Annotated in this window: 16 protein-coding genes; 7 read left to right on the forward strand and 9 right to left on the reverse strand. The window is 43.9% G+C overall.

Features of this window, described 5'->3' with window-relative positions; genetic code table 11:
• Positions 1-14 precede the first annotated feature (14 nt).
• The 4 genes from AC58CZ_RS08020 to AC58CZ_RS08035 all read right to left on the reverse strand — a co-directional run bounded on the left by AC58CZ_RS08020 (position 15) and on the right by AC58CZ_RS08035 (position 3,117).
• Positions 15-392: an RnfH family protein gene (locus AC58CZ_RS08020; RefSeq protein WP_494224034.1), complete on the reverse strand. Its 378-nt coding sequence runs from the start codon at positions 390-392 to the stop codon at positions 15-17.
• Positions 368-1,498: a hypothetical protein gene (locus AC58CZ_RS08025; RefSeq protein WP_494224033.1), complete on the reverse strand. Its 1,131-nt coding sequence runs from the start codon at positions 1,496-1,498 to the stop codon at positions 368-370. The genes AC58CZ_RS08020 and AC58CZ_RS08025 overlap by 25 nt, the downstream gene beginning before the upstream one ends.
• Before the next feature lie 291 nt (positions 1,499-1,789).
• Positions 1,790-2,458: a c-type cytochrome gene (locus tag AC58CZ_RS08030; RefSeq protein ID WP_075107765.1), complete on the reverse strand. Its 669-nt coding sequence runs from the start codon at positions 2,456-2,458 to the stop codon at positions 1,790-1,792.
• 323 nt (positions 2,459-2,781) lie between these two features.
• Complete coding sequence (locus AC58CZ_RS08035) at positions 2,782-3,117, reverse strand: c-type cytochrome (protein ID WP_494224032.1); 336 nt, start codon at positions 3,115-3,117, stop codon at positions 2,782-2,784.
• Between the two features lie 392 nt (positions 3,118-3,509).
• Between AC58CZ_RS08035 and yihA the strand changes: the two genes are divergently transcribed.
• Positions 3,510-4,265, forward strand: a complete 756-nt coding sequence (gene yihA, locus AC58CZ_RS08040; RefSeq protein WP_494224031.1) for a ribosome biogenesis GTP-binding protein YihA/YsxC — start codon at positions 3,510-3,512, stop codon at positions 4,263-4,265.
• Positions 4,266-4,627: 362 nt separating this feature from the next.
• On the opposite strand, the gene AC58CZ_RS08045 is transcribed toward yihA, so the two are convergent.
• Together AC58CZ_RS08045 and AC58CZ_RS08050 are read right to left on the reverse strand one after the other, a co-directional pair.
• Positions 4,628-5,341: an HAD family hydrolase gene (locus AC58CZ_RS08045; RefSeq protein ID WP_423726535.1), complete on the reverse strand. Its 714-nt coding sequence runs from the start codon at positions 5,339-5,341 to the stop codon at positions 4,628-4,630.
• A gap of 139 nt (positions 5,342-5,480) precedes the next feature.
• The gene (locus AC58CZ_RS08050; protein ID WP_494224030.1) at positions 5,481-6,491 is read right to left on the reverse strand and encodes an RluA family pseudouridine synthase; all 1,011 of its coding nucleotides are present in this window, start codon (positions 6,489-6,491) and stop codon (positions 5,481-5,483) included.
• A 1,203-nt stretch (positions 6,492-7,694) separates the two neighbouring features.
• On the opposite strand from AC58CZ_RS08050, the gene AC58CZ_RS08055 reads away from it, so the two are divergent.
• Positions 7,695-11,891 (forward strand): Rne/Rng family ribonuclease, encoded by a 4,197-nt coding sequence (locus tag AC58CZ_RS08055; RefSeq protein WP_494224029.1) that lies wholly within the window; start codon positions 7,695-7,697, stop codon positions 11,889-11,891.
• A gap of 125 nt (positions 11,892-12,016) precedes the next feature.
• On the opposite strand, the gene AC58CZ_RS08060 is transcribed toward AC58CZ_RS08055, so the two are convergent.
• Positions 12,017-12,946: a DUF808 family protein gene (locus tag AC58CZ_RS08060; RefSeq protein ID WP_494224028.1), complete on the reverse strand. Its 930-nt coding sequence runs from the start codon at positions 12,944-12,946 to the stop codon at positions 12,017-12,019.
• 405 nt (positions 12,947-13,351) lie between these two features.
• On the opposite strand from AC58CZ_RS08060, the gene AC58CZ_RS08065 reads away from it, so the two are divergent.
• From AC58CZ_RS08065 to AC58CZ_RS08085, 5 genes are all read left to right on the forward strand, one after another.
• Positions 13,352-14,206: a thioredoxin fold domain-containing protein gene (locus AC58CZ_RS08065; protein WP_494224027.1), complete on the forward strand. Its 855-nt coding sequence runs from the start codon at positions 13,352-13,354 to the stop codon at positions 14,204-14,206.
• A 386-nt stretch (positions 14,207-14,592) separates the two neighbouring features.
• The gene (locus AC58CZ_RS08070) at positions 14,593-15,951 is read left to right on the forward strand and encodes a homoserine dehydrogenase (RefSeq protein WP_212563953.1); all 1,359 of its coding nucleotides are present in this window, start codon (positions 14,593-14,595) and stop codon (positions 15,949-15,951) included.
• A gap of 143 nt (positions 15,952-16,094) precedes the next feature.
• The gene (locus AC58CZ_RS08075) at positions 16,095-17,276 is read left to right on the forward strand and encodes a thiolase family protein (RefSeq protein ID WP_071002379.1); all 1,182 of its coding nucleotides are present in this window, start codon (positions 16,095-16,097) and stop codon (positions 17,274-17,276) included.
• Between the two features lie 456 nt (positions 17,277-17,732).
• Positions 17,733-18,581, forward strand: a complete 849-nt coding sequence (locus AC58CZ_RS08080; protein ID WP_093067530.1) for a DUF2382 domain-containing protein — start codon at positions 17,733-17,735, stop codon at positions 18,579-18,581.
• 242 nt (positions 18,582-18,823) lie between these two features.
• Positions 18,824-19,390, forward strand: a complete 567-nt coding sequence (locus tag AC58CZ_RS08085; RefSeq protein ID WP_212563954.1) for a YsnF/AvaK domain-containing protein — start codon at positions 18,824-18,826, stop codon at positions 19,388-19,390.
• A gap of 98 nt (positions 19,391-19,488) precedes the next feature.
• Here the strand turns inward: AC58CZ_RS08085 and AC58CZ_RS08090 are convergent, their stop codons facing one another.
• Together AC58CZ_RS08090 and secA are read right to left on the reverse strand one after the other, a co-directional pair.
• Positions 19,489-20,019, reverse strand: coding sequence for a hypothetical protein (locus AC58CZ_RS08090; protein ID WP_252962646.1), 531 nt, complete (start codon positions 20,017-20,019; stop codon positions 19,489-19,491).
• A gap of 232 nt (positions 20,020-20,251) precedes the next feature.
• On the reverse strand, positions 20,252-23,044 hold the full coding sequence (secA, locus tag AC58CZ_RS08095; RefSeq protein WP_494224026.1) for a preprotein translocase subunit SecA: 2,793 nt from the start codon (positions 23,042-23,044) through the stop codon (positions 20,252-20,254).
• Between the last annotated feature and the right edge of the window lie 432 nt (positions 23,045-23,476).

Consider the following 23,476-nt stretch of genomic DNA (forward strand, 5'->3'; position numbering starts at 1 on the left):
AAATAAATAATAACTTAACCGCGAGATTTACTTTTGCGCTGAGACATTGGATCAGCGCTTAAACTGCGATATACCTCGATACGGTCAAAAGGCTGCAATAGATAATTCAGCGGCTGTTTTTGTGCATAGATGCCCACATGCCAACGTTTAGCGGTTGGCGTTGTAATGTCTACTGCTTGCTCACACCATTTTGCCAGCGCTGCAAACCTTTCAAGCCAGCCAGCTTTGCCTAGCGCCTCATACAGACTCGTACCTTGTCTAACCTTTAACGCCAGATAATGCTGGCGCTGCTCATCTTCCGCATACGCAAGATAGACTGTCATTAACTCCGATTGCAGCGCATTGCTATGCTTACTGCCATCACCTGTTAGCTCAACCACTGTATTACCCAACCTATTAACGCCAATAGCAATGCCAGCGGTACGACAAGACGTATCGCGACTCGCCATAAGTTATAGAATGCTTCGCTGCTAAAGTTCAATGATTTGCGTAAATGACTGATCTTCATCTGCCATCCTGCAAATACCGATAATAGTAGTACCGCTATGCTACTCACTATAACTAGAATGCCTACCAGCCAAGTCGTCGGAATCGCAACCACCAGTAGCAATGCTAAAACAAAAGTTATTATCAAGCTGACTAACAGCCCAAACTTATGCGCTAACTGCTGAGTACTGTAATGCAGCAAATAGCTAACGACGAATAGTACGCCAGCCCAATAGAGTAGTTGTCCAATCGGTGGTAACGACATACCACTAATAAATAACGCGACAACCCCTACCAATAGCTGCAAAGTCCAAATTGGTAATACCAATTTAGTGGCACGATAGTCACGAGCAGCCCTACTTTGTGCCTGTTGGCTGTTTGCTTCCACGGCAGTGACCGTCTGCTTACTGACCAAGTTTTGCCCGAACCAGTACAACCCTGTACCCGCACCAACACTGACCAATGCTAGCGCCACTGCCCGCGCCCATTCAACCAAGCTAATATCGGTCATAGCAAAACTAATATTAGGCACACCATTTGCGATGCCCAATATTAATCCAACGACCATCAATCCGAGGCCAATAGGCAAAGGCGCGGTCCCAAGCAGACTTAATAGCACAGTAATAACCATCAACCCTGCGGCAACCGCAAAACTTGGTACATCAGGGGTACTATTAAGCTCAGTCAAAGCGGTTAATATCCCTGTACTGGCACCTGATATGATCAATGCTGCAATCACAATAGAAACCAATGCAGCCAGCCAACCAAAGCTTCGCCATATTGGGCTTGCATCTGATTCGCGAGTGAGCTTTTGCATACCGGCCAAAGGTCCCTCGACACTACGATAAGCCAAAGCTATCTCAGCATAAACAACTGGCAACGCGACCAACACCATTGCTAGCAGCCATAATAACCAAAAATCGATCTCACCGATTGAAGCAGGGGCAAACCAGCGAAATAATAATAACGGTAACAATACCGCGATAAAATAAGAAGCATAACGGATCATCATAATCTCAATCCAAACGATCTAATACCATTCACAAAAACGACAGTAGCAAGCAAAACGAGTTCGATACAGCTAATCGCATTTTTGAGTATGGTATAAAGTGAATAACGGTAATTTATAATTATACAGAGCAATGAGTTGCCTCTGTAAAGGAATTCAGCTGTACACTGTCTTTTCAATATAAGGGACAAACAGTTATAAAAAAACCCCGAAATCGGGGTTTAGTAATTCAGACATGATCAATAATTCTATCTACAACGTGCGTATCAGATAGTGATCATCAGTGCCGTTTAATTAGTGAATAGCACTCACATAGTCTGACAAGATACGAATGTCACGATCTGATAATTTCGATGCAACGGTTTGCATCATACCCATCTCACCTTCTTTCGCAGCATCATTGACACGTTTTTGATCATCGCTATCGATATCATCAGCACGTCCAGCGGCACGGAATAGTTTTAGCTGAGTGGCAATGTATTGAGCATGCTGTCCGCCTAATTTTGGAAACGCTGCCCAAGGGTTACCTGCAGCATCCGGACCATGACAACCAGCACAGCCAATCACACCACGTGACTTATCGCCACCCAAGAATAGTTTGGTGGCTTCTTGGTTCGTTGCAGGGTTGCCGTATCCAACACCCCAAGGCGCTTGGCTAGAGTAGTAACCTGCCACGTTGGCTAGATCTTGCTGAGACAAGTTAGCAACCTGTGACTGCATGATACCATTTTTGCGATAGCCTGCTTTAAAGTTAACTAACTGTTTATAAAGATATTTTACATTTTGGCCGCCAAGGTTTGGCTGCGCAGGAACAATACTGACCCCATTAAGACCATGACAAGCAGCACAAACGGTTTCTGCAATTTTCTGACCTGCATCGACGTCATACTCAGGAACAATAATAGCAGCTTGTACGCTGAAACTTGCAACGCATAAGCTGGCAGCAGCGATTAACTTTTTCATTGATACAAATCCTACTAGCTCGGCGTAAGCATTATTTAGAGTGATTGCACGGATAAGATACCTAATATAGTCGCCTCTTTAATCATAGGCGTGGCATATATTTTGAGGTCTTGGACACAAGCAGTCTGAAAGTACTTACTAACATCAGGGTTTATTTTCGATTATTATAGCAAGACTTTGTATCATTTGCCTACTTAATCGTAGTATTCATCAGTTTTCTGATGAGCATAGCCTACAATACAGTGCAAAAATAAAAAGCGCATTCAGGTTGTAAACCCAGCGCTCTATCTTACTTATCGCTTCAAGCTTCATGTCTAAATGGACTACTTGCTCATATACTCGATAAGCTTGCGGTAGTCATCATCGCTACAGGTGTTACAAAGACCGCCTGCTGGCATTTGAATCATGCCACTTTTGACAGATTTAATGAGTGTCGGCATGCCCTTTTGCTCAATAAGTTTCTGCCATTTGGCACTATCGCCTTTTTTGATAGCATTTAGTGCGCCACTATCATGACAGGCTGCACATGAGTTATCATAAGTAGTAGCAATATCAGCCGCACCTGCGCTACTGATCATGATGCCACTTAGCAATAAGGCAGCACTGCCAACTGTTAGAGCATGATAGCCCTTACCAAGAAGTCTATTGATTGAAAACATAGAGCACCTCCTCGTGAGATTTCACGTGTCACATCAATCGTTCTATTAAATGTCTTTTATTAAACATTGTAACAATATATGTCATGCAAACATAGATAAATTATATTCAGCTTTGTTAACACTAAAAACTTATTCTAATCAACAATTAACTTTAATGTTATCCTACTATTTATATGATGCTAATCGCAGTTATTTCAATAAGTAAGACAGGTAATAGTATAGAATAGCGGATAATATCAAATCGCTAACTTTACAAGGTGTAAGCGCTGATAAAGAAGAGCCTCTTACCACTTTTTGCATATTTGCTAAATTGAAGTCATGGCTTAAGCCAACCCACCAGCTAACCAGAATTTTATACCCGTATCTAATTTTTTAAGATTAATGAGCCATTTATGAATACCCCGTTTACCGATGTTGCTGCCGAACATGCGCTGTTCAACACCAAATCCCGTCAGAAAATTCAGCAGACTGAATTTATGACATCAGCGCCTACCTTTAAGCTTTGCCCACCTGATATGGGATTAGAAGTTGCCTTTGCAGGACGCTCGAACGCTGGTAAATCCTCAGCTATCAACGCTTTGACCAATCAGCGCCAGCTTGCACGCTCGTCCAAAACGCCAGGACGCACGCAGATGATTAACTTTTTTAGTATCGGTAACACTGATAGACGACTGGTTGATTTGCCAGGTTACGGCTATGCCGCTGTACCACTTGAGATGAAAAAAGAATGGCAGGTCGAGCTAGAAGAGTATCTAGTATCGCGCTCAAGCCTTGCTGGCCTAGTGCTGATGACGGACATTCGTCACCCACTCAAGTTTTTTGACGAGCAGATGCTGCATTGGGCAAAAGATGGTGACCTACCCGTACACATCTTGCTGACTAAAGCTGACAAGCTAAAATATGGCGCGTCCAAAAATGCCCTACTCAATACCCGCAAAAGACTCAAAAAACTCGGCTTAAACTGTACTATCCAGTTATTTTCAGCATTGAGAAAAGAAGGTCTAGATGAGCTGGCTGGTGTCATGGGTAGATGGTACGATTATCAACTGGATAATGACAAAATCATTGAATCGTCTTTTGCGTTATTAGAAGGCGATGAGTTAGAAGACGCCATTGAAAAAGAAAGCAGTCAAGGAGAAAGTAAATAGAAATTATAGGGCGTGTTGAACATTCGACCATGGCACTGACAGCGACTATTTTTTAGGCGATTCGATGTTAAAAATAATAAGTTTAGTCACTCTAAGCGCTTATTTTTAACGATGAAGCGGCAAAAAAGAGTCCTGTCCCCTGCTTTTTATCGTTGGGGCTGATGCTAAAATTGCCCCATACTGCGTTACAAATCTCGCTAAGGCATTTGCATTATCGTCGCTTTGTGCCTTGTCTGGAACAATTTTAGCGCTCAGCAGTGCCTATTTGCGAATGTTCAACACGCCCTAGTCTCAAATAAAAAAAGGGGTTTATCGTTAATATCGATGAACCCTTTTTTTATATAAGCTAAAAAGGCTTTTATTTAAGCACACAATAGCTTAGCCAATGCTTGCGGCGTGTCAACCTGATATGTCGGATTTTGCTCTGCAAGCTCTGCACTTGTTGCCGTGCCATAGTTGACCGCGATACTGGTCATACCCAGTTTGGTTGCCATTTGAATATCATAGATACTGTCACCGATGAACACGGCATCAGATATTTGCTGCTGCGTGTAATCCAAGATATCAGTCAACATCTGCGGATCAGGCTTTGAGCCTGACTCATCAGCACAGCGTGTCATGACAAAATAATCGCGACTGTCAGAGGCATCCAATACACGATCTAGCCCTTTTCTTTTTTTTCCAGTGGCGACCGCAAGCTTTTTGCCCTGCTCCTGCAGAGTCTGCAACATATCCTCTATCGGCTCAAAGAGTGGCGTGCAGTGGCTATTAGCAATATAGTACTCTGCATAAGTCTGCTGAATGGCGAGCGTCTGCGACTCATCTGCATAAGGATATAAAATCTCGATACCATTCATTAAACTCAGACCAATGATGTCTTTCACCGCTTTATCAGTCGTCTCAAATCCATGTGCCTCTCCAGCCACATGCATAGAATCCACAATTAGGCCGATAGAATCCATCAGCGTGCCATCCCAGTCAAAAATAACTAGTGTCTTATCAGATAGACGATGCTCATCTGCTGGCTGAGAGTGCTGAGTAAGTTCTGGCGTATCAGTGGTAAATAATGCAGTCATGGATTCACCTTAACGAATAACAATAGTAAGTAGCAGATACGAAAACGTCACGGCAGCTTATTGATTAAATAAGGTATCGTGACGTTTTCATGTTTCTATAAAGGTCTACATTTTTAGACAAAAATGATTATATTTAGACCTATTCAGGCAACTTGGCTGTCTCTGGTAGCCAATCCGCCATGTCGTCTGGCAATGGTGCGGTAATAGCGTCATAACCCGGAATATCTAAGCGCCACGCATGCAGGCATAGGCGATGAACGCCTGATTTGTCATGAACGTTGTACTTATCATCACCCAAGATAGCATGACCAATGTGAGCCAAATGTACACGGATTTGATGCGTGCGGCCAGTTAGTGGCTTGGCTTCGATGAGGCTTACTGGCTGACTATTAATCATAAAGCGATCATGGACGATGATGTCTGTTTGGCTTTCTTTCGCTTGTGGGTCTTGTGCGTCTACTTTGACACGGCGTTCGCCGCTAGCAAGTGTATAACGCAATAATGGTGCATTGATACGTTGCTCATTCAGCGCAGGCTGTCCTTTGGCCAGACATAGATAGTGCTTTTGAATAGTCTTGTCTACCAAATGCTGCTGCAATACTTTGAGTGTTGAGCGTTTTTTGGAGATCATCAACAGACCTGAGGTATCTTTGTCGATGCGGTGAATCAGCTCTAGATACTTTTTACCCGTCACTTCACGCATGGCTTCGATGACGCCGAAGTCCAAGCCGCTACCGCCATGCACTGCAATGCCAGAAGGCTTATTTAGTACTAGCAGACCTTCATCTTCATAGACCACACGTGCCAGCAAGCTTTTGGCAAACTCAGTACTGATGATAGGTTTGTCACGTGTTGCCAACTCCACAGGTCCGATACGTACAACGTCTTCACGCTGCAATCTATCATGTGCCTTACAGCGTTTATTGTTGACGCGCACTTCATCTGAGCGAATCATTTTATAGATGTGCGATTTTGGCAAACCCTTCAAGCGATTGAGCAAAAAGTTATCCAAACGCTGGTCATGTTGATGTCGCGTCACTTCAAGGTAGTTTACCTTGCCAAAGTTGCTAATCTCATCGTCAGCGCTTTGTGGGCGGGTTTTACTATTGAAAATAGCAGGGGCTTCATGGGTAGGAGCGTCGTCAGTCATTTTTGAGTTTGTCATTTTTAGTTAGGTATTTACACAAAGATTTGTTATAGTTTAGCATGTTGAGCGACAATTAAGCAGAGGTGACAGCAATAATCATTGTTGTTTCAGATAGCTGGTTACTGTTTTATTACTTTCCAGTGTTTACTGATTGTTAGTAAAGAGGTCAATGCTATTTACCCTGCTGCTATGAAACGTTTCATCTAATTGTAGGGCCAGTCGTTTAGAGGCATTAGCATTTAAAGGTATTCGTTACCAAACACAGCCCTATAAATTAAAACACTGTATCGAATTTTACTCGGTACCATAAAACAAATAGTGACACTAAATACCATCGCGTTAATAACTTTGACGATCAGTCTATTTATTAACGGATGACAACACCACATTGACTCACTAACTGCATGACAACGACTTTTTTTGATAACTATTTATTATTTAATGATTACTTATCTGATGGTCCTTTATGACAGCATAGTTGAGCAAGTATGGGTCGGTTAGCGTTAGGATCGAAAAATAGTTCGATAGCTGCCTGAGTATTGGTGGTCAAACAGATGAAGATAAAGAGGTAAATACGATACCATGCTGACAAGCTGGTCCATTACTCTGTTTGCCAAGTACGCCCCGCTGATAACCAAAGCTGTGATACCTAACCTTGAGACACCCAAGATATTATTGACGATATATAAAGAACGATAAATAAAGAGTAACCAATCGCTTTGCCTGAATAGATAACCGCTGACTGATGACGCTACGATATATAATAGTAGCAATCACGACCGCGATATTATTGTTAGACTTTGAAGGATGAATGGCTACCGCAATATGCCTTTTTAATATCAGTATTTTTTAGACCCGTAACTGACCGTCGCCCACGCTTACAACGTGCGCCAACGTCACTACCAATAGAACGTACTGACATTAAGAGAGTTTTTATTCGCTGACATATTCATATATGTACCAAGTTTATTGATAATAGAATATAAGTATCATAGCCTTACACCCTATTTTATTTATATTAATGTGAGCACCGCTCATAAGTTCAGGTAAAAGAGCCATTGAAAAAGCCCACGTGCTTTACGAAACCCACGATTTACGTTCTACTGTTCACTGATATCTACAAATGCTAATGTCATATTAGCCACACTTGCCACTATCTTTTAAAGACTGTCTCATCGTTGTTATGCGTACTCATAGGATATAAATATGAAACGCATTTTGATCAACGCAACTCAAAACGAAGAGATTCGTGTCGCCTTATGTACAGGCAATCATCTATATGATTTCGACCTAGAAAATCGTACCCGCGAGCAAAAAAAATCTAACATTTATAAAGGCCATGTAACCCGTGTTGAGCCATCGCTCGAAGCGGTATTTGTCGAATACGGCTCTCAGCGCCAAGGATTTTTGCCGATTCGTGAAATCTCTGCCGAATACCTAAGCGGTAACCCACGTGATGAAAACATCAAAAAACTGATTAAAGAAGGCGACGAGCTAATCGTCCAAGTCGAAAAGGAAGAGCGTGGTAACAAAGGCGCTGCCCTATCGACTTATGTCTCTTTGGCTGGTCGCTATCTGGTACTCATGCCAAATAATCCTCGTGGCGGCGGTATCTCACGTCAAATCTCAGGCAAGCTGCGCGAAGACATGAAACGTATGCTGAGCAATCTTGATTTGCCAAAAGGCATGAGCGTTATCATTCGTACAGCAGGTATTGGCAAGACGCAAGAAGACTTGCAACATGACCTTAACCATTTGCTTAATATCTGGCAGGCCATCCAAGAACAAAACCAAAAATATCCGTCACCACGCCTCGTCCATCAAGAAGCAGGTGTCGTTACCCGTGCTGTCCGTGACTATTTGCGTGATGATATCGCTGAGATTTGGATTGATAACGAAAACGCTTATATTGAAGCAGCAGGCTTTATTGATGCAGTGATGCCAAAACAAGCCGAAAAGCTACGCAAATATACCGATTATGAACCAATGTTTTCGCGCTTTAATATCGAAAAACAAATCGAAACGGCCTATCAGCGTGAGGTGCGTCTACCATCAGGTGGCTCAATCGTCATCGACCAAACAGAAGCCTTGGTCTCTATCGATATCAACTCAGCTAAGTCGACCAAAGGTTCAGACGTTGCTGAGACCGCTTACCATACCAACCTAGAAGCGGCCGACGAGATTGCCCGTCAGCTGCGTTTGCGTGATATGGGTGGTTTGATCGTTATTGACTTTATTGACATGAATGACAATAAGCATCAAAAGGAAGTAGAAAAGCGTCTAATTGATGCGACCAAATACGATCGTGCTCGCGTCCAGTTTGGTGATATCTCTAAATTTGGTCTGATGGAAATGAGCCGTCAGCGTCTACGTCCATCATTAGAAGAATCAACTGGTTATATCTGCCCACGTTGCCATGGTAACGGTATGATTCGTGACCTGCGTTCATTGTCGCTCTCTATCATGCGTCAAATTGAACAAATTGCGCTCAAAGAACGCCAAGGTGAAGTGCAAGCGGAAGTTCCAACCGACATCGCAGCATTTTTGCTAAATGAAAAGCGTGACAGCTTGGTTTATCTTGAGCAAGACAGTGGCACTCGTATCACGATTTTGCCGCACGCCCATTTAGAGTCACCAAACTTTAAGCTGCACTTTAACCGCGATGGCTTTGCCCCATCGAGTTACGAGCGTATCACTGATACTCAGCAACAAGAGCACAGTGACCTTGGCTACAATGTCGACTGGCAAACGGCTGAAAAAGAGCGCCCTGAGCAGCAGCCTACTCGCCAGCCTCGTAAACCATCAAATGATAACAACAAGCAGAGCACAGCTACGCAGAACGATACCGTCAATCATAGCAATGATCGCCGTAATCATAAAAATGCTAATGACGCTGCGCCAGCGCGTGCACCACAAGCCAGTCAACCTAAAAACGTTGTAGCGCCAGTCGCAGCGCAGACTCAAAATGTGGAAGCCACTACTCAACCAAAAGCAGTCGCTTGGTTATCAAATCTGTTTGCGCAAGCACCGCAAGCCACCACCACACCTAGTGTCAGTAGTCGCGATGCCGCTGAAGCGATCGAGGCCTTGGTAAATACTGGCGCACAAAGCTTAGGCTCATTTGGCCAAGTTGATAGCAATGCATTGAATAGTGCCGCTTCAAATAGTGAGCACCCAACTCAACAAAACAATCATCAGAAAAACGACAACCAACCATCAGATAGCAACGCTAATCGTCAACAGACACGCCGTACTAACGACAGCGATACTGATGACAGCAATAACGAAGACAGAAGAAGACGTAAGCCGCGTAAGTCAAGAAACTCAAAGCCGCGTCAAAGAAAAGAAGCGACTGACGAGACGACTAACCATACCAATAGTGGCGCTGATGAGAAATCGTCTGACACGCAAGGCCAACAACAGCAAGACAAGCGTCAACAGGAAAACAGACGTACGAACGATCGCAATCGTAATAACCGTCAAGACAACAGCATTCGTCAAGACAATAACCAAAAAGCAAACGATCGTAATGACGCAGACAACGAAACTGGCCAAAAAGCTGATGAGCAAGTCCGCGCTAAGCGTAAATCGCATAGCCAACGTGGCTCACGCGGAAAGCTAGAGCGCGGTGAGACGCTAACGGCTGACGATGTTAAGCAAAACAAGCAGCAAAATGGTAAAAATAGCGACGATGCCAATGGTAAAAACCAATCTGGCACACGTCGTAGTCAGGACCCTAATGAAGTCGTGCTACAAGTCAATGAAGCACCGACCAAGCTAAAGGCGTCAGAAGTTGTGCACTTATCTTTAGATGATAGCAAGTCCACGCCTGCTAAGCCTCAATCTAGCGATAAACAACGCTCAACAAACGGCACGGCAAAGAACGAGAGCACAAAAGATCACGCTACTCAGCAAGCTGCCAACAAGCCTAGTAACAGTGAGAAAAATACTGACCAAAAAGGTGACAATAAAAAGGGTACGGTAGAGGCGTCTGAGAATCAAACTCAAAACAACCAAGAGGCGACTACTAACGCTAAGGTGCAAAACAATGCAACTGATCGTAAGCAGAGCACTGATAATAAAAATCAGTCAGAACAAGCGCAACCAGCCTCTACTAGCGACCAACCAGCCTCTGCTGGCGACGTAGACAGTCAGTCAGTTAGTACAAAAACGGCTGATGCAGAGCAGGCCAAAGCCAAGCCCGAGCATCAGAAAGCTGAGAGCACTGATACTGGTACCACTGATAATGTCAGCGAAGCTGAAGAAGCTAAAAAAGTTCCAGCTAATGACAGTGGTGCCAATAATAAAGGCATGAGTAACTCAGCACTTGAGTTAACACACGAATTACTGTTTGGTGAACGTTACGTGACTGCTGAGAAGTTTGGTCAAGCTAGCAACGACCCACGTGTGGTACGTGCTCAGCAAGCAAAAGCAACACCTCAGGTCGAAGCTACTACTGTAAGTGCAGCAGCGATACGTGGCACCGTTGGTGAGTTTATTCGTGCGACGCTGCCAGACGCGCAAACTCGCTTAGCAGAAAATGGCGTTATCAGCTGCTTTATCGAAACAATTGCCTTGTATAACGAGCAAGCGCAATCTGCAGATAATAGCACCAACGTTGAGAATGCTGTCGATGACAACCATAGCAACAATATGGCCAGTCAGCGCTTTGACTTTAGCAACTATGGCTACCAGCCATTAGCAGCAGATTACTTGGCACGCTTCGCAGCGATGACTCAAGCAGTCAGTCAATTTGCAGTAGCTCAAGGCAAAACCGCCGTTGAACCACGTGCCATTGGCAAGCGTGCCAGCAATGATCCACGCGGTCAGCATCCTGACTACCAAGAGCCAGCTGTGTTGAGTGTTCCTACAAAGCAGACTTCGAGCAATGAAGCATCGCTAGTAAATACTAAGCAAAACAATAGCGAAGTGGATGCACATAACGTTGAAGCGACAGCACTGACCAATCAAGCTCAGGCTGACCATGTCAGCGCTGATAGTGAGAAATTGCTAGAAGTCGAGCAAGCGCAATCAGCTGCTAACCGTGTAGAAGCTCAAGCCAGTGAAGCACAAGGAGTCAATACGACGGAAGCTGATGCAACACAGGCAGATGTAGAAAAGTCTGATGCAGAAGAGGCTGAGCAAACAACCGAATCTAAAGTAGAAGAATCTGCTAAAGAAACGAGCAAAGATGACAGTCAAGCAGCTAAATCTAAGACCACCATCGCCAGCTATAAAAACATGATCGAGAATGTAGCTGAGCAATTGCTGCCACAGACCGGCATGTTTAACCTGACGACGCCGAAGGTTCCAAAGGCACGCAGTCGCAAGCCCAAAACGGATCATAAAAAACCGACCCAAGCTGAGAAGCTTGCGTCTGATGATACCGATAGCGAAAGCTAATATATAGAAGCAGAAATATAAAAGCCCCAAAGCTACTAATAGCTTTGGGGCTTTTGTTTTAATAGGTTTCTGTTTAATTATCTATTTAGAATAAAATTGGACATAAGATAAAACCACAAACCAGCTTAATGAGCAGAAGAAGCCTTATCATCTTTGCCGCGAATTTTATCAATCACAGTAAGCAATGCCACAACTGCCGCACCAATAATAAAACCAATAACACCATTTAATACGGTGGTTGTTACTCCTTCAAAAATACCCGTGAGATGTGCGATATCCTCTACACCATGGTGCAAAAAGCCAATACCATGTACTAAGATACCACCACCCACTAAGAACATAGCCAACGTCCCTGCAATGGATAAAAACTTCATGAGCTTTGGCGCAGCAGCAAACATCACCTTACCTACTTTTTGCTTAAACGTACTTTCTTGCTCCATCAGATGTAGGCCTGCATCATCTATTTTGACAATACCAGCGACCAAACCATAAATACCAATCGTAATACCAATTGCTAAAATAGATAGTACTAAACTGCGTTCTAGCAAAGTAGCACTTGCCGTTGCGCCTAGTGCAATCACGATGATCTCAGCGGATAAGATAAAATCTGTACGTATGGCCCCTTTGATTTTTTCTTTTTCAAATGCCACTAAATCGACTGTTTCATCGGCATTGGCTTTTCGGCGAGCATTTTGTTCTTCATCATGTGGCAATGCATGTGGCCAAAACCGATGTATAACTTTTTCTGCCCCCTCATAAACTAGAAATAGACCGCCACACATCAATAAAAACGTGACAAGCGGTGGATAAATCGCACTAATCAATAACGCTGCTGGCACCAAAATGAGCTTATTGATGAATGAGCCCTTGGCGACTGCCCAGACAACAGGTAGTTCGCGGTTGGCTTTGACACCAGTGACTTGCTCAGCATTCAACGCCAAATCATCGCCTAACACGCCAGCAGTTTTTTTGGCAGCGACTTTGGTCATGACGGAGACGTCATCCAATATCACACTGATATCATCAAGTAAGGTTAATAAACTGGCACCTGCCATGTGTGCTCCTTAAAGCAAATTTGTTGAAGTAAGTACTACTGAAATCATTAAAACAACGTATTTTATTAGAGTTCTTATAATAACAATGCTGTTAGCAGTAGACTACAAGGGCACGCCCATACATTACATAGTACAAATGTATCTTATTTTTTGAATTTGTGTTGTCAGCTATTCTTAAAAGTTGGGATTATTTGCATTTATTAGACAGTCCATTTGAGCTGTCATTATCCATAAATATGCTAATATAGCGATTTTACCGCTTATCTTTACTATCAATCATTTATAAAAACTTCTGTAAAATTAAACCTTTAAAACATTATTCAGACACCTTACTATATATTGTAATCCACAACGCTTTGTATATAACGAACTCATATCTAGGCGCGATGCCTATAGGAAATCCATATGCCGTCATCCATTAGCAAAAATACCACGACGAATAATTTTTTCTCTCGTACTACCCTATCTCGTTTTTTGATGAGTGTCTTGCTAGTAGGTGTTGCTGCTGGCTGCTCAAACAATGCAGCGGATGCAACCGGTAATACCAGTGTTGTCAACGCGGCGCAGACCAAGGATGCACCAGCCAAAGCGTCAGCTGATAATGATTCTGCAGTAGTTAGTGCATTACGAGCAAACCTAAAGGCCTCTGGTATCGAAGAAACGATCGTCTCAGCGGTACCAACAGATATGGATGGTATTTATTGGGTGACGGCTGAAGGGCTACCCTCTTTCTTTACCGATAAGTCGGGTAAGCATATTATCCAAGGACAGATCGTTGCCGTTGGCGGTGCTGCGCCAGTGGATATCAGTGCTGCTTTGGCGGCCAGTACCGCGCAAGAAGCGTTACAAGCCGTGGATAAAAAAGAGATGATTATTTATCCAGCAAAAGGCGAAACCAAAGCGGTCGTCTATGCCTTTACTGATGCCGACTGTGGCTACTGCCGTAAACTACATTCAGAAATGGATGATATCAATGCGCGCGGTATCGAAGTGCGATATCTCGCATGGCCACGCAGTCAAGAGTCTGTGCCAAAGATGGAAGCGATTTGGTGTAGTCAGGATCGTAACGCAGCGATGGATCAAGCAAAAATGGGTGCCAATGTGCAAGCGCCTAGCTGTGCTACCCCTGTGCAAGCGCATATGGCTCTAGGGTCCAGACTGGGTGTGCGCGGTACCCCTGCTATCTTTACTGAAGCAGGCGAGCAAGTAGGTGGCTATTTACCTGCAGCACAACTGGCGCAAGCTGTCGGTGCAAACTAATACTTAATCCTAACATGTGATATTTTTAATATATTCTAATATCTACCGTTTATATGAATGGATTTAAATATAAGACAGCACCGCTTGAGCAATATCTGAGTATGCCAAGTACAGATGAGCACGATAGTTATTCTATAATCTATACCCTATATAACCTTATCGACATTGTGTAGACGTCACAACTGCTTGTCGGTATGATACGATAAAGCGCGATGCAAAATTAGCAATACCCTTTTATCTGAGCATTTTTTATTCAACTATAATGAAGTATGTATGCAAAGTAGCACTAGAAAATGCCTATAGACTGCCGGTGTTATGCCGCAGACTCATTTGCTATTGCCCCAGCGTTATGCCCGCTTCATTATATTTAACCTCTTGAGGATACTGTGAGCAATTCCATCAAACTAGCGATACTTGGTTTAGGCACCGTCGGAACAGGTGTGATCAACCTAATCAATGACAATTTAGATGAGCTAAAACGCCGTAGTGGACGCGATATTATTATTACCGAAGTGGGTACGCGCCGTCAGCGTGATGATATTGATACCAGCATCATGCAAAACAGTGACTTGATGGCAATTGCGGCAAGCGACAATGTCGATATCGTTATCGAAGTGATTGGTGGTACGACCTTGGCTAAAGACGTCATCATGCAAGCTATTAAAAACGGTAAGCATGTCGTAACTGCAAATAAAGCGCTATTGGCTGAACACGGTAATGAGATTTTTGCCTTTGCTGAAGAAAATAATGTCCATGTTGCTTATGAAGCAGCGGTGGCAGGCGGTATCCCAATTATCAAAGTGATGCGCGAAGCGCTTGCTGCCAATAAAGTTGATTGGCTCGCAGGTATCATTAACGGTACTGGCAACTTTATCATGACCGAAATGCGTGACAAAGGTCGCCCATTTGCCGACGTACTAGAGGAGGCGCAAGAGCTGGGTTATGCAGAAGCAGATCCAACTTTTGATGTGGAAGGCATCGACGCGGCGCACAAACTAGCCTTGCTTGCCTCGATTGCCTTTGGTATCCCGCTACAGTTTGACAAAGTCTACTGTGAAGGCATCACTGGTATCACACTACAAGATGTCAACTACGCCGAAGAGCTTGGCTATCGCATCAAACATTTAGGATTTGCAGTACGCCGTGATGGTCAAGGCAACAGTGATGATGCTGGCGTTGAGTTGCGTGTACATCCAACGCTTATTCCACAAGATGCGTTGCTTGCCAATGTCAACGGCGTAAAAAACGCGGTATTGGTCAACTCACATCCACTTGGGCAAACACTCTACTGCGGTGATGGCGCTGGTGCTGGTGCTACTGCTTCGGCAGTGATGGCCGACGTCATGGATCTCGTCCGTGTATTAGGTAGCAAAAGTGGCGACGAGCAAAACAGCAGCGAGCAAAACAATCGTGGACACCATGTACCGCACTTAGCATTTATCCCTGAGCAACTCTCAGACACACCAATATTACGTGCTGAGCAGATGATTACTGGTTACTACTTACGTGTACATGCTTATGATAGCCCAGGTGTTTTAGCGGACATCACTCGCATCCTAAGCGATGCAGGTATCAATATCGATGCCATTCTACAGAAACCTGCGCATAAAGTGGGTCAAGTACCTGTCATTATCTTAACCCTACCTGTGGTCGAGAGTCAGATGAATATCGCTATCGAAAAAATTGAAAAATTAGAGACCATTACTGATAAAGTAGTACGCATTCGCTTAGATGAGCTGGCTTAAAACATAATTTTAGCAAGCCACGCTTATCACCCCCTTTATCAGTGAGCCAGGCAAGTGCTAACTGATAAAGAGTAACAGCGAACCAGCCCTTACCTCTCTATGAGGCACTTTCATTTAAAATACGTAAATAAGGAATAATAACGATGTCAAATGATGCAATTGTAATCTTAAACGGCGCACGTACACCAATGGGCGGCTTCCAAGGCGTACTAAAAGACATGAGTGCTAGCGATTTGGGCGCTGCTGCAATCAAAGCCGCTGTCGAACGCTCAGGCGTTAGTGTCGATGATATTGATGAAGTAATCATGGGTTGTATCTTGACTGCAGGTTTGGGTCAAGGCCCTGCCCGTCAAGCCATGCGCAAAGCTGGATTGTCTGACGCGACTGGCGCGGTCACCATCAACAAGCTATGCGGCTCAGGTCTAAAAGCCGTCATGCAAGCACATGATGGCATCAAAGCTGGTAGCTTCAATGTTGCTGTAGCTGGTGGTATGGAGTCAATGACCAATGCACCGTATCTGATGCCAGGGTCGCGTGGTGGCTACCGCATGGGTCACAAGGAAGTCAAAGATCATATGTTCTTAGACGGCCTAGAAGATGCTGAGACTGGTAAGCTCATGGGTATGTTCGCTCAAGAAATGGCGGATAAAAAAGGCTATACACGTGAAAAGATGGATGAGTTTGCCATCGAATCACTCAGTCGCGCGCTAACCGCTATCAAAGACAATCACTTCAAAGATGAAATTGAGCCTGTGACGTTTGAAACTCGTAAAGGCGAGCAAACGGTCGATACTGATGAGCAACCAGGCCTAGCGAATGCTGATCGTATCCCAAGCTTACGCCCAGCATTTGCAAAAGACGGTACGATCACTGCAGCCAATGCCAGCTCAATCTCAGACGGTGCTGCTGCTGTCGTCGTCATGAAAGAGTCACAAGCAAAGGCTGAAGGTCTGGATTATCAAGCTCGCATCGTTGCCACTGCTTCAAACTCTCGTCACCCAAGCGAATTCACCATCGCTCCTATCGGTGCCATCGAAAAAGTACTAGCAAATGCTGGCTGGTCAGTCGCTGATGTGGATCTATGGGAAATTAACGAAGCTTTTGCGATGGTCACTATGGCGGCTATGGACGAGCTAAACATCGACCACGCCAAAGTTAACGTTGAAGGCGGCGCTTGTGCGCTTGGTCATCCAGTAGGCTGTTCAGGTGCACGAATCCTAGTGACACTCATCAATTCTCTCAAGCGTACCGGCGGCAAAAAAGGCGTTGCGACACTTTGTATTGGTGGCGGCGAAGCAGTTGCCGTTGCTATTGAGCTTCCTTAAGTAAAAGTAATACTAGCGTGTCTTTGTTCAGATAATACGTAACATTTAACTTCACGCATTTATTGGTATTTATTTTTTGTTCAAGAACCGCATTGCTCATTGCTCTGCGGTTTTTTTGTGTCTATTGATTCAACGTTAACTTCAAACATTTCTTTGTGTTAAGACTCGTTAAGTTGTACCCCACCTATGTTATACCACTTACAGCCTATTACATGTAATTACCCCAAGCGCACATTTTGCTACCTTGCTCATGTATTTCATCCAAAATCATAGTGTTAGGATGGCTACAAGTTGATGCAGAGATGTTGTGATATATCTCTTAACTTACTTATTGAAGTTCGATTATTGAAGTAATTTTTGCCCAGAATTTAAAATAAGTATTCATCAGCAATTTTAAGAATATCCATTTATAAAATAATTTTTACAAATACTAACTCATAAAAAAGGAAGACAATAATGAGCCAACTAATCCGTTTAAAAGATATTCAAGCCACCCATCGTGACCTAATCGGTGATGACTATTATGATCCAACAGACAAAACTGCTTACGGTGTGAACGAAGAAAAAATTGGTAAAATCGAAGGTGCATTAGTAGAAGACACTACTGGCCGTATTCGTTACCTAATCGTTGATGCAGGTGGCTGGTTTAGCTCAAAAGAGGTATTAGTACCAGCGGGTCTTGCTCGTATTGTTGGTGATGATGTTTTCTTCGATAGCTTGACCAAGTCTCAAGTAGAAGCCATGGAAGTATATGACCACGACTATCAGTACAGCTATAAAGAGCAATACGAAAAAGATCGTCAAGCGTTTACTGCTGATACCGTTCCAGCTGAAGAGCGCGTAGACATCGCAGACCATTCTTATGATGCACCAAACACACTAGAGCTTTTAGAAGAGCGTTTGACTGTCAATAAAGACCGTATCGTTGCAGGTCTTGTAAAAGTTGGCAAACATGTTGTGACTGAAGAGCGCAATGTCGAGGTTGAGCTAGAAGAAGAACATGCTGATATTCAGCGCACTAGCGTTGATCGCCCAACAGACCGCCGCATCGGTGATATGGACGTTAATGATACCGTTGAAGTTGAGCTAGAAGCAGAACGTGCTCGTGTTGGTAAAGACACTTATGTGTCTGAAGAAGTTAATGTTGGTAAAACAACAGAGCGTCATACTGAAACTATCGTTGAGACTATCCAGCGCGAAGAGCTAGACGTTAATAATGACGGTAATGTGGTCGACCGTGAAGGCAACTTAGTTGACCGTGATGACATCACAGCAGATGATGTACGCCGCGCTCGTGGTATGTAATACCCTGATACTTTGCGTCTTTTAATGACATTGTGATTTCATTATGAGATGTGATAATAATAGGTAGCTAAGCATTTTGACTTAGCAGATTAAGACCAGAGCATGTCTCTGGTCTTTTTTGTATCGATAATATGGGGACGTGAGTTATTATAGTAATGATTAATAATAGTAATAAATTCAATATCATTCGTTAACATTGCATTTTGCCCGATTCATCATCTTATAATTATAAGGAAATAAAAATGACTACTGACCATACGGAAAACTTATACCAAGACGATTTGGAAAGCCAAAAAAGCACACTAGCTGATAAAACCTCCAATGTCGTCAATGTTGGGCATTTGGAGCTATTAGAAGAGCGACCTGTCATCAATAAAGAGCGCCTAGACGTTGGTAAAGTGACTGTTACCAAGCATGCCCGCACCAAGACCATTGAAGTGCCTATTGAGCTTATAGAAGAATACATTACCATTCGCACTGAGTATCATGATGCAGAGAGTCAAGAATTACTGTCAGGTAACTATGATGACAGAGATATATTGCGTCATGTTGAACCCTCACTAGATAGTAAAGCCGTGGTGACCGTCAATGGTAAACAAATAGAGGTTGGTAACGAGCCGATTGAAATCGTTCTATCACGCCAAGTAGCAACTATTACTAAAGATACCTACGCCGTCCAAGAAATTGATGTCAATAAGAGCACACATATCCATACCGATAGTATTCAAGTAGAGTTGAAACATGAAGAGCTCGATGTGACTGAAGAAGGGTTTTTGGCACATGAGGCCAATGCTACTCGACCAAAATAAGCCCTTTGGCGTTGATAGCAAGCATATAAATCACTGACAAAAAAAAGCAATGCCAAACCAGCGTTGCTTTTTTTGTGTGGTACGTAGTAATCAAAATTTTATACTTTATTACATTCAAACGTATTTACGGTTGACTCATCTTCTCCAGCTGTACGCATGACACCAGTTTCGCGTTCTTCATGCGCCACACGCCACTGAGTAAACCCTTGACCGCCATCTAACCCTGTGGCAACTTCAAACACTTCTGGATTACTGCCTTCATTGGTCTGATTCAGTGTTACTGTTCCCATATCAGTGGCAACGACCACTTGATTGGCATCTTCTTTATAAGTCGCTTCAACTTTTAGCTCAGGTGAACACAGATACGATACCTGCGTCACACCGCTGTTTACCGATGCGACCGTATCACCTTCTACTTCATTAAGTGAAGCATCTTCAGTATTTACAACGACATCACTTGGCTCAGCAGGCTCGGCTGACATTGGTACAGATTCTTCAGCATTGACACCATCTTCCATACTTGACTCTGGCTCTGATTGCTGCTGACAGGCACTGATCGTTAATGCACCAGCGAGCAACCCCGTCAATGCGACTGAGGTACGCAATTTTTTTAATAATTCTAAACTCATAACGCTCTCCCAAATAAATATGCTAAACACTATAGCGTGTCCATAAATTCACGCCTATGCTGAATTTGTAAGCAATCAATACAAAGTGTTCATCTGCTATACAACGGTAAATTATAGAACAAGCAGCCTTGATAAAATATAAAAAAGCCCCTATCTGGTTGAGATAAGGGCTTACTATTTAGCAGTCTACAGACTTTAATCATAGTTGCTAATGATTAAAAGACCATAGTGATTAGATTTTGCCGTGGCACTGTTTGTACTTGAGCCCTGAACCACAAGGACAAGGGGCATTACGGCTAATATTCATACCAGCATACGGGTTTGGCTCATTGGCGTTGCTACCACTGGCTGCCATAGCAGCGCCAGCTGCTGCCGTACCACTAAGGCTGCGGTTTTGTGGTTGCGGCTGAGCGGCTGCACTGTTTACATTGCTATCTAAATTATCTACGTCATCATGTTCAAACTGCATTTGCATATGCGCAGCATTCTCACGCTGCTGAGCTTCCAACGCCTCTAGCTCTTCTTTGGTTGGGATATGAACACGTGATAAATCTTGTACCGTTTCAGACTTAATCGCCCCAAGCATCATTTGGAACAATTCAAATGATTCACGCTTGTATTCCTGCTCAGGGTTTTTCTGCGCGTAGCCGCGTAGATGGATACCTTTACGCAGCTGATCCATCTGTGTCAAATGCTCTTTCCAGTGCTTGTCTAGACTCTGTAGCATAAAGTGACGCTCAAGCTGGGCGGCGTCTTGCTCACCCATTTGCTCACGGCGGCTATGATAACGGTCTATGGCTGTTTGGATAATCTTGGCACGCAGTCCTTCTTCATCTAGACGGCGGTCTTCATCTAGCCAATCATTGATCGGCATCGTGACTTTAAACTCGTCCTCAAGCTCATCTTCTAATCCGTCAATGTTCCACTGATCGTCGATAGAACCAGGCGGAATGAACTGGTTGATCATGGCGTTATAGACTTCATGATGCATCACTTCAATGGCTTCTAATAAGTCCATTTCAGCAAGCAAATCATCGCGCTGACCATAAATCACTTTACGCTGCTCATTAGCGACGTCATCGTATTTCAACAGATTCTTACGTGCATCAAAATCGCGGCTCTCAACTTTACCTTGCGCGTTTTCGATCGATTTTGAGACCATCTTGTGCTCGATGGCTTCGTCTTCTTTGAGACCCATGGCACGCATCATATTGACCACGCGATCGCCTGCGAAGATACGCATCAAATCATCTTCGAGCGATAAGAAAAAGCGTGACATCCCAGGATCACCCTGACGACCAGCACGACCCCGTAACTGGTTATCGATACGACGTGACTCATGGCGCTCAGAGCCAATGATATGTAGACCGCCAGCCGCTACCACTTGATCGTGCTTTACCTGCCACTGAGACTTTAGGCGCTGCATCTCCTCTGGACTGACCGAATCGACATCTTCAATAAATGACTGCCAGTTACCACCAAGGATAATATCCGTACCACGACCTGCCATGTTGGTGGCGATCGTCACTGATTTTGGGCTACCAGCCTGTGCGATAATCTCAGCTTCACGCTCATGCTGCTTGGCGTTTAGGACGTTATGCTTCACGCCTTCTTGATCGAGCAAATAAGACAGCTCTTCACTGGCTTCAATGGTCGCTGTACCGACCAATACTGGCGCACCTTTGGCTTGAATCTCTTTGATCTCGCGGATAATACCTTTGTATTTGCCTAACTTGGTTAAGAAGATCTGATCATCCATATCGATACGAGCAATCGGCTCATGCGTTGGAATAACGATGACATCCAAATCGTAAGTAGATTTAAATTCTGCCGCTTCAGTATCAGCGGTACCCGTCATACCAGACAGCTTGTCATATAGACGGAAGTAGTTTTGGAATGTCGTGGTCGCAAGCGTTTGGTTTTCTGCTTGGATTTCAACATTTTCTTTGGCTTCTACTGCTTGATGCAGCCCTTCAGACCAGCGGCGACCAGGCATAGTACGGCCCGTGTTTTCATCAACGATAACCACTTCGCCTTCATCGACGATATAGTGGACGTTTTTGACAAATACGTGATGCGCACGGATGGCTGCTTGAACGTGAGCCAATAACGGCAAGCGGCTTGGGCTATATAAACTTTCGTTTTCACCCAGCTCGCCCACTTCGACTAAGAAGCGCTCAATTTTTTCGTAACCCTTTTCACTGATCTCAATCTGACGGTTTTTTTCATCAATCCAAAAATCTTCATCTTCGTTATTTTTATTGGCTTCTTCGTCTTTTGAGCGCTTAAGCCGTGGAATGATGGTGTTAATCAGCGCATACATGCGCGAAGAGTCTTCGGCTTGCCCTGAGATAATCAGCGGCGTACGTGCCTCATCGATTAAGATTGAGTCAATCTCATCGATAATACAAAAGTTTAGCGGGCGCTGTTTTTTCTCTTTTAGACTAAAGACCATGTTGTCACGCAGATAATCAAAACCGTACTCGTTGTTGGTACCATACGTGATATCAGCTTGATAGGCGTCGATTTTTTCTTGTGGCGGCTGCTGTGAGTAAATCACGCCGACAGTCATGCCCAAAAAGTTAAAGAGCGGACGGTTGAGCTCCGCATCACGCGCCGCAAGATAGTCGTTGACCGTGACCAAATGAACGCCTTTACCACTGATGGCATTGAGATACATCGCCAAGGTGCCCATTAGGGTTTTACCTTCGCCCGTTTTCATCTCAGCGATTTTGCCTTCGTGCAAAGTGATACCACCGATCAGCTGTACGTCATAGTGGCGCATACCATTGACACGCAATGAGGCTTCGCGGCAGACGGCAAACGCCTCTGGTAATAGTGCATCTAAGCTTTCGCCTTTTTGATGACGTGCTTTGAACTCTTCGGTTTTTTGTTGTAGTTGCTCATCAGACAGGGCTTGTATCTCAGCCTCTCGTGCGTTGATCTTGCTGACCACTTTACGCATGCGTTTTAGTTCGCGGTCATTTTTGGTGCCAACCACACTGCCTACAATCTTTGATAACATAATTTTTTGACCTATGGAATATTCGATAATTAGTGCGCATTAGCCAAAGCTTAGCTCGTGGCCTTGTCATTACCCGACTAAGTACTACCTAATTTAGTATCGCCCAATTAAGTGTGCCGTCATTATATATGGTTATGGCGCTGATGGATACAAGGGCGGTAAGTAGATATTTGCCAAGGCAAAAACCGAGCAGGACGTGTTAAAATAGCGCTTACTTTATTAAATTTCTTAGCTTTTTTGGCGCCTGTATGTGATAGCTATGAGGTAACTGTCATATGGCGCTGTCGATATAATCTAGCCTAAATCTAATCGTTATATCCTTCTTCGGTACGTACCAGGCGCATTTGTTATATCAACTCTATCGTACCAAAACAATCTATAAAACTGGCGCTAATCCGAAACCAGCTGCCGCAAATGCTATTTAATAAAAAT

The organism is Psychrobacter sp. CR212 (assembly GCF_059693765.1).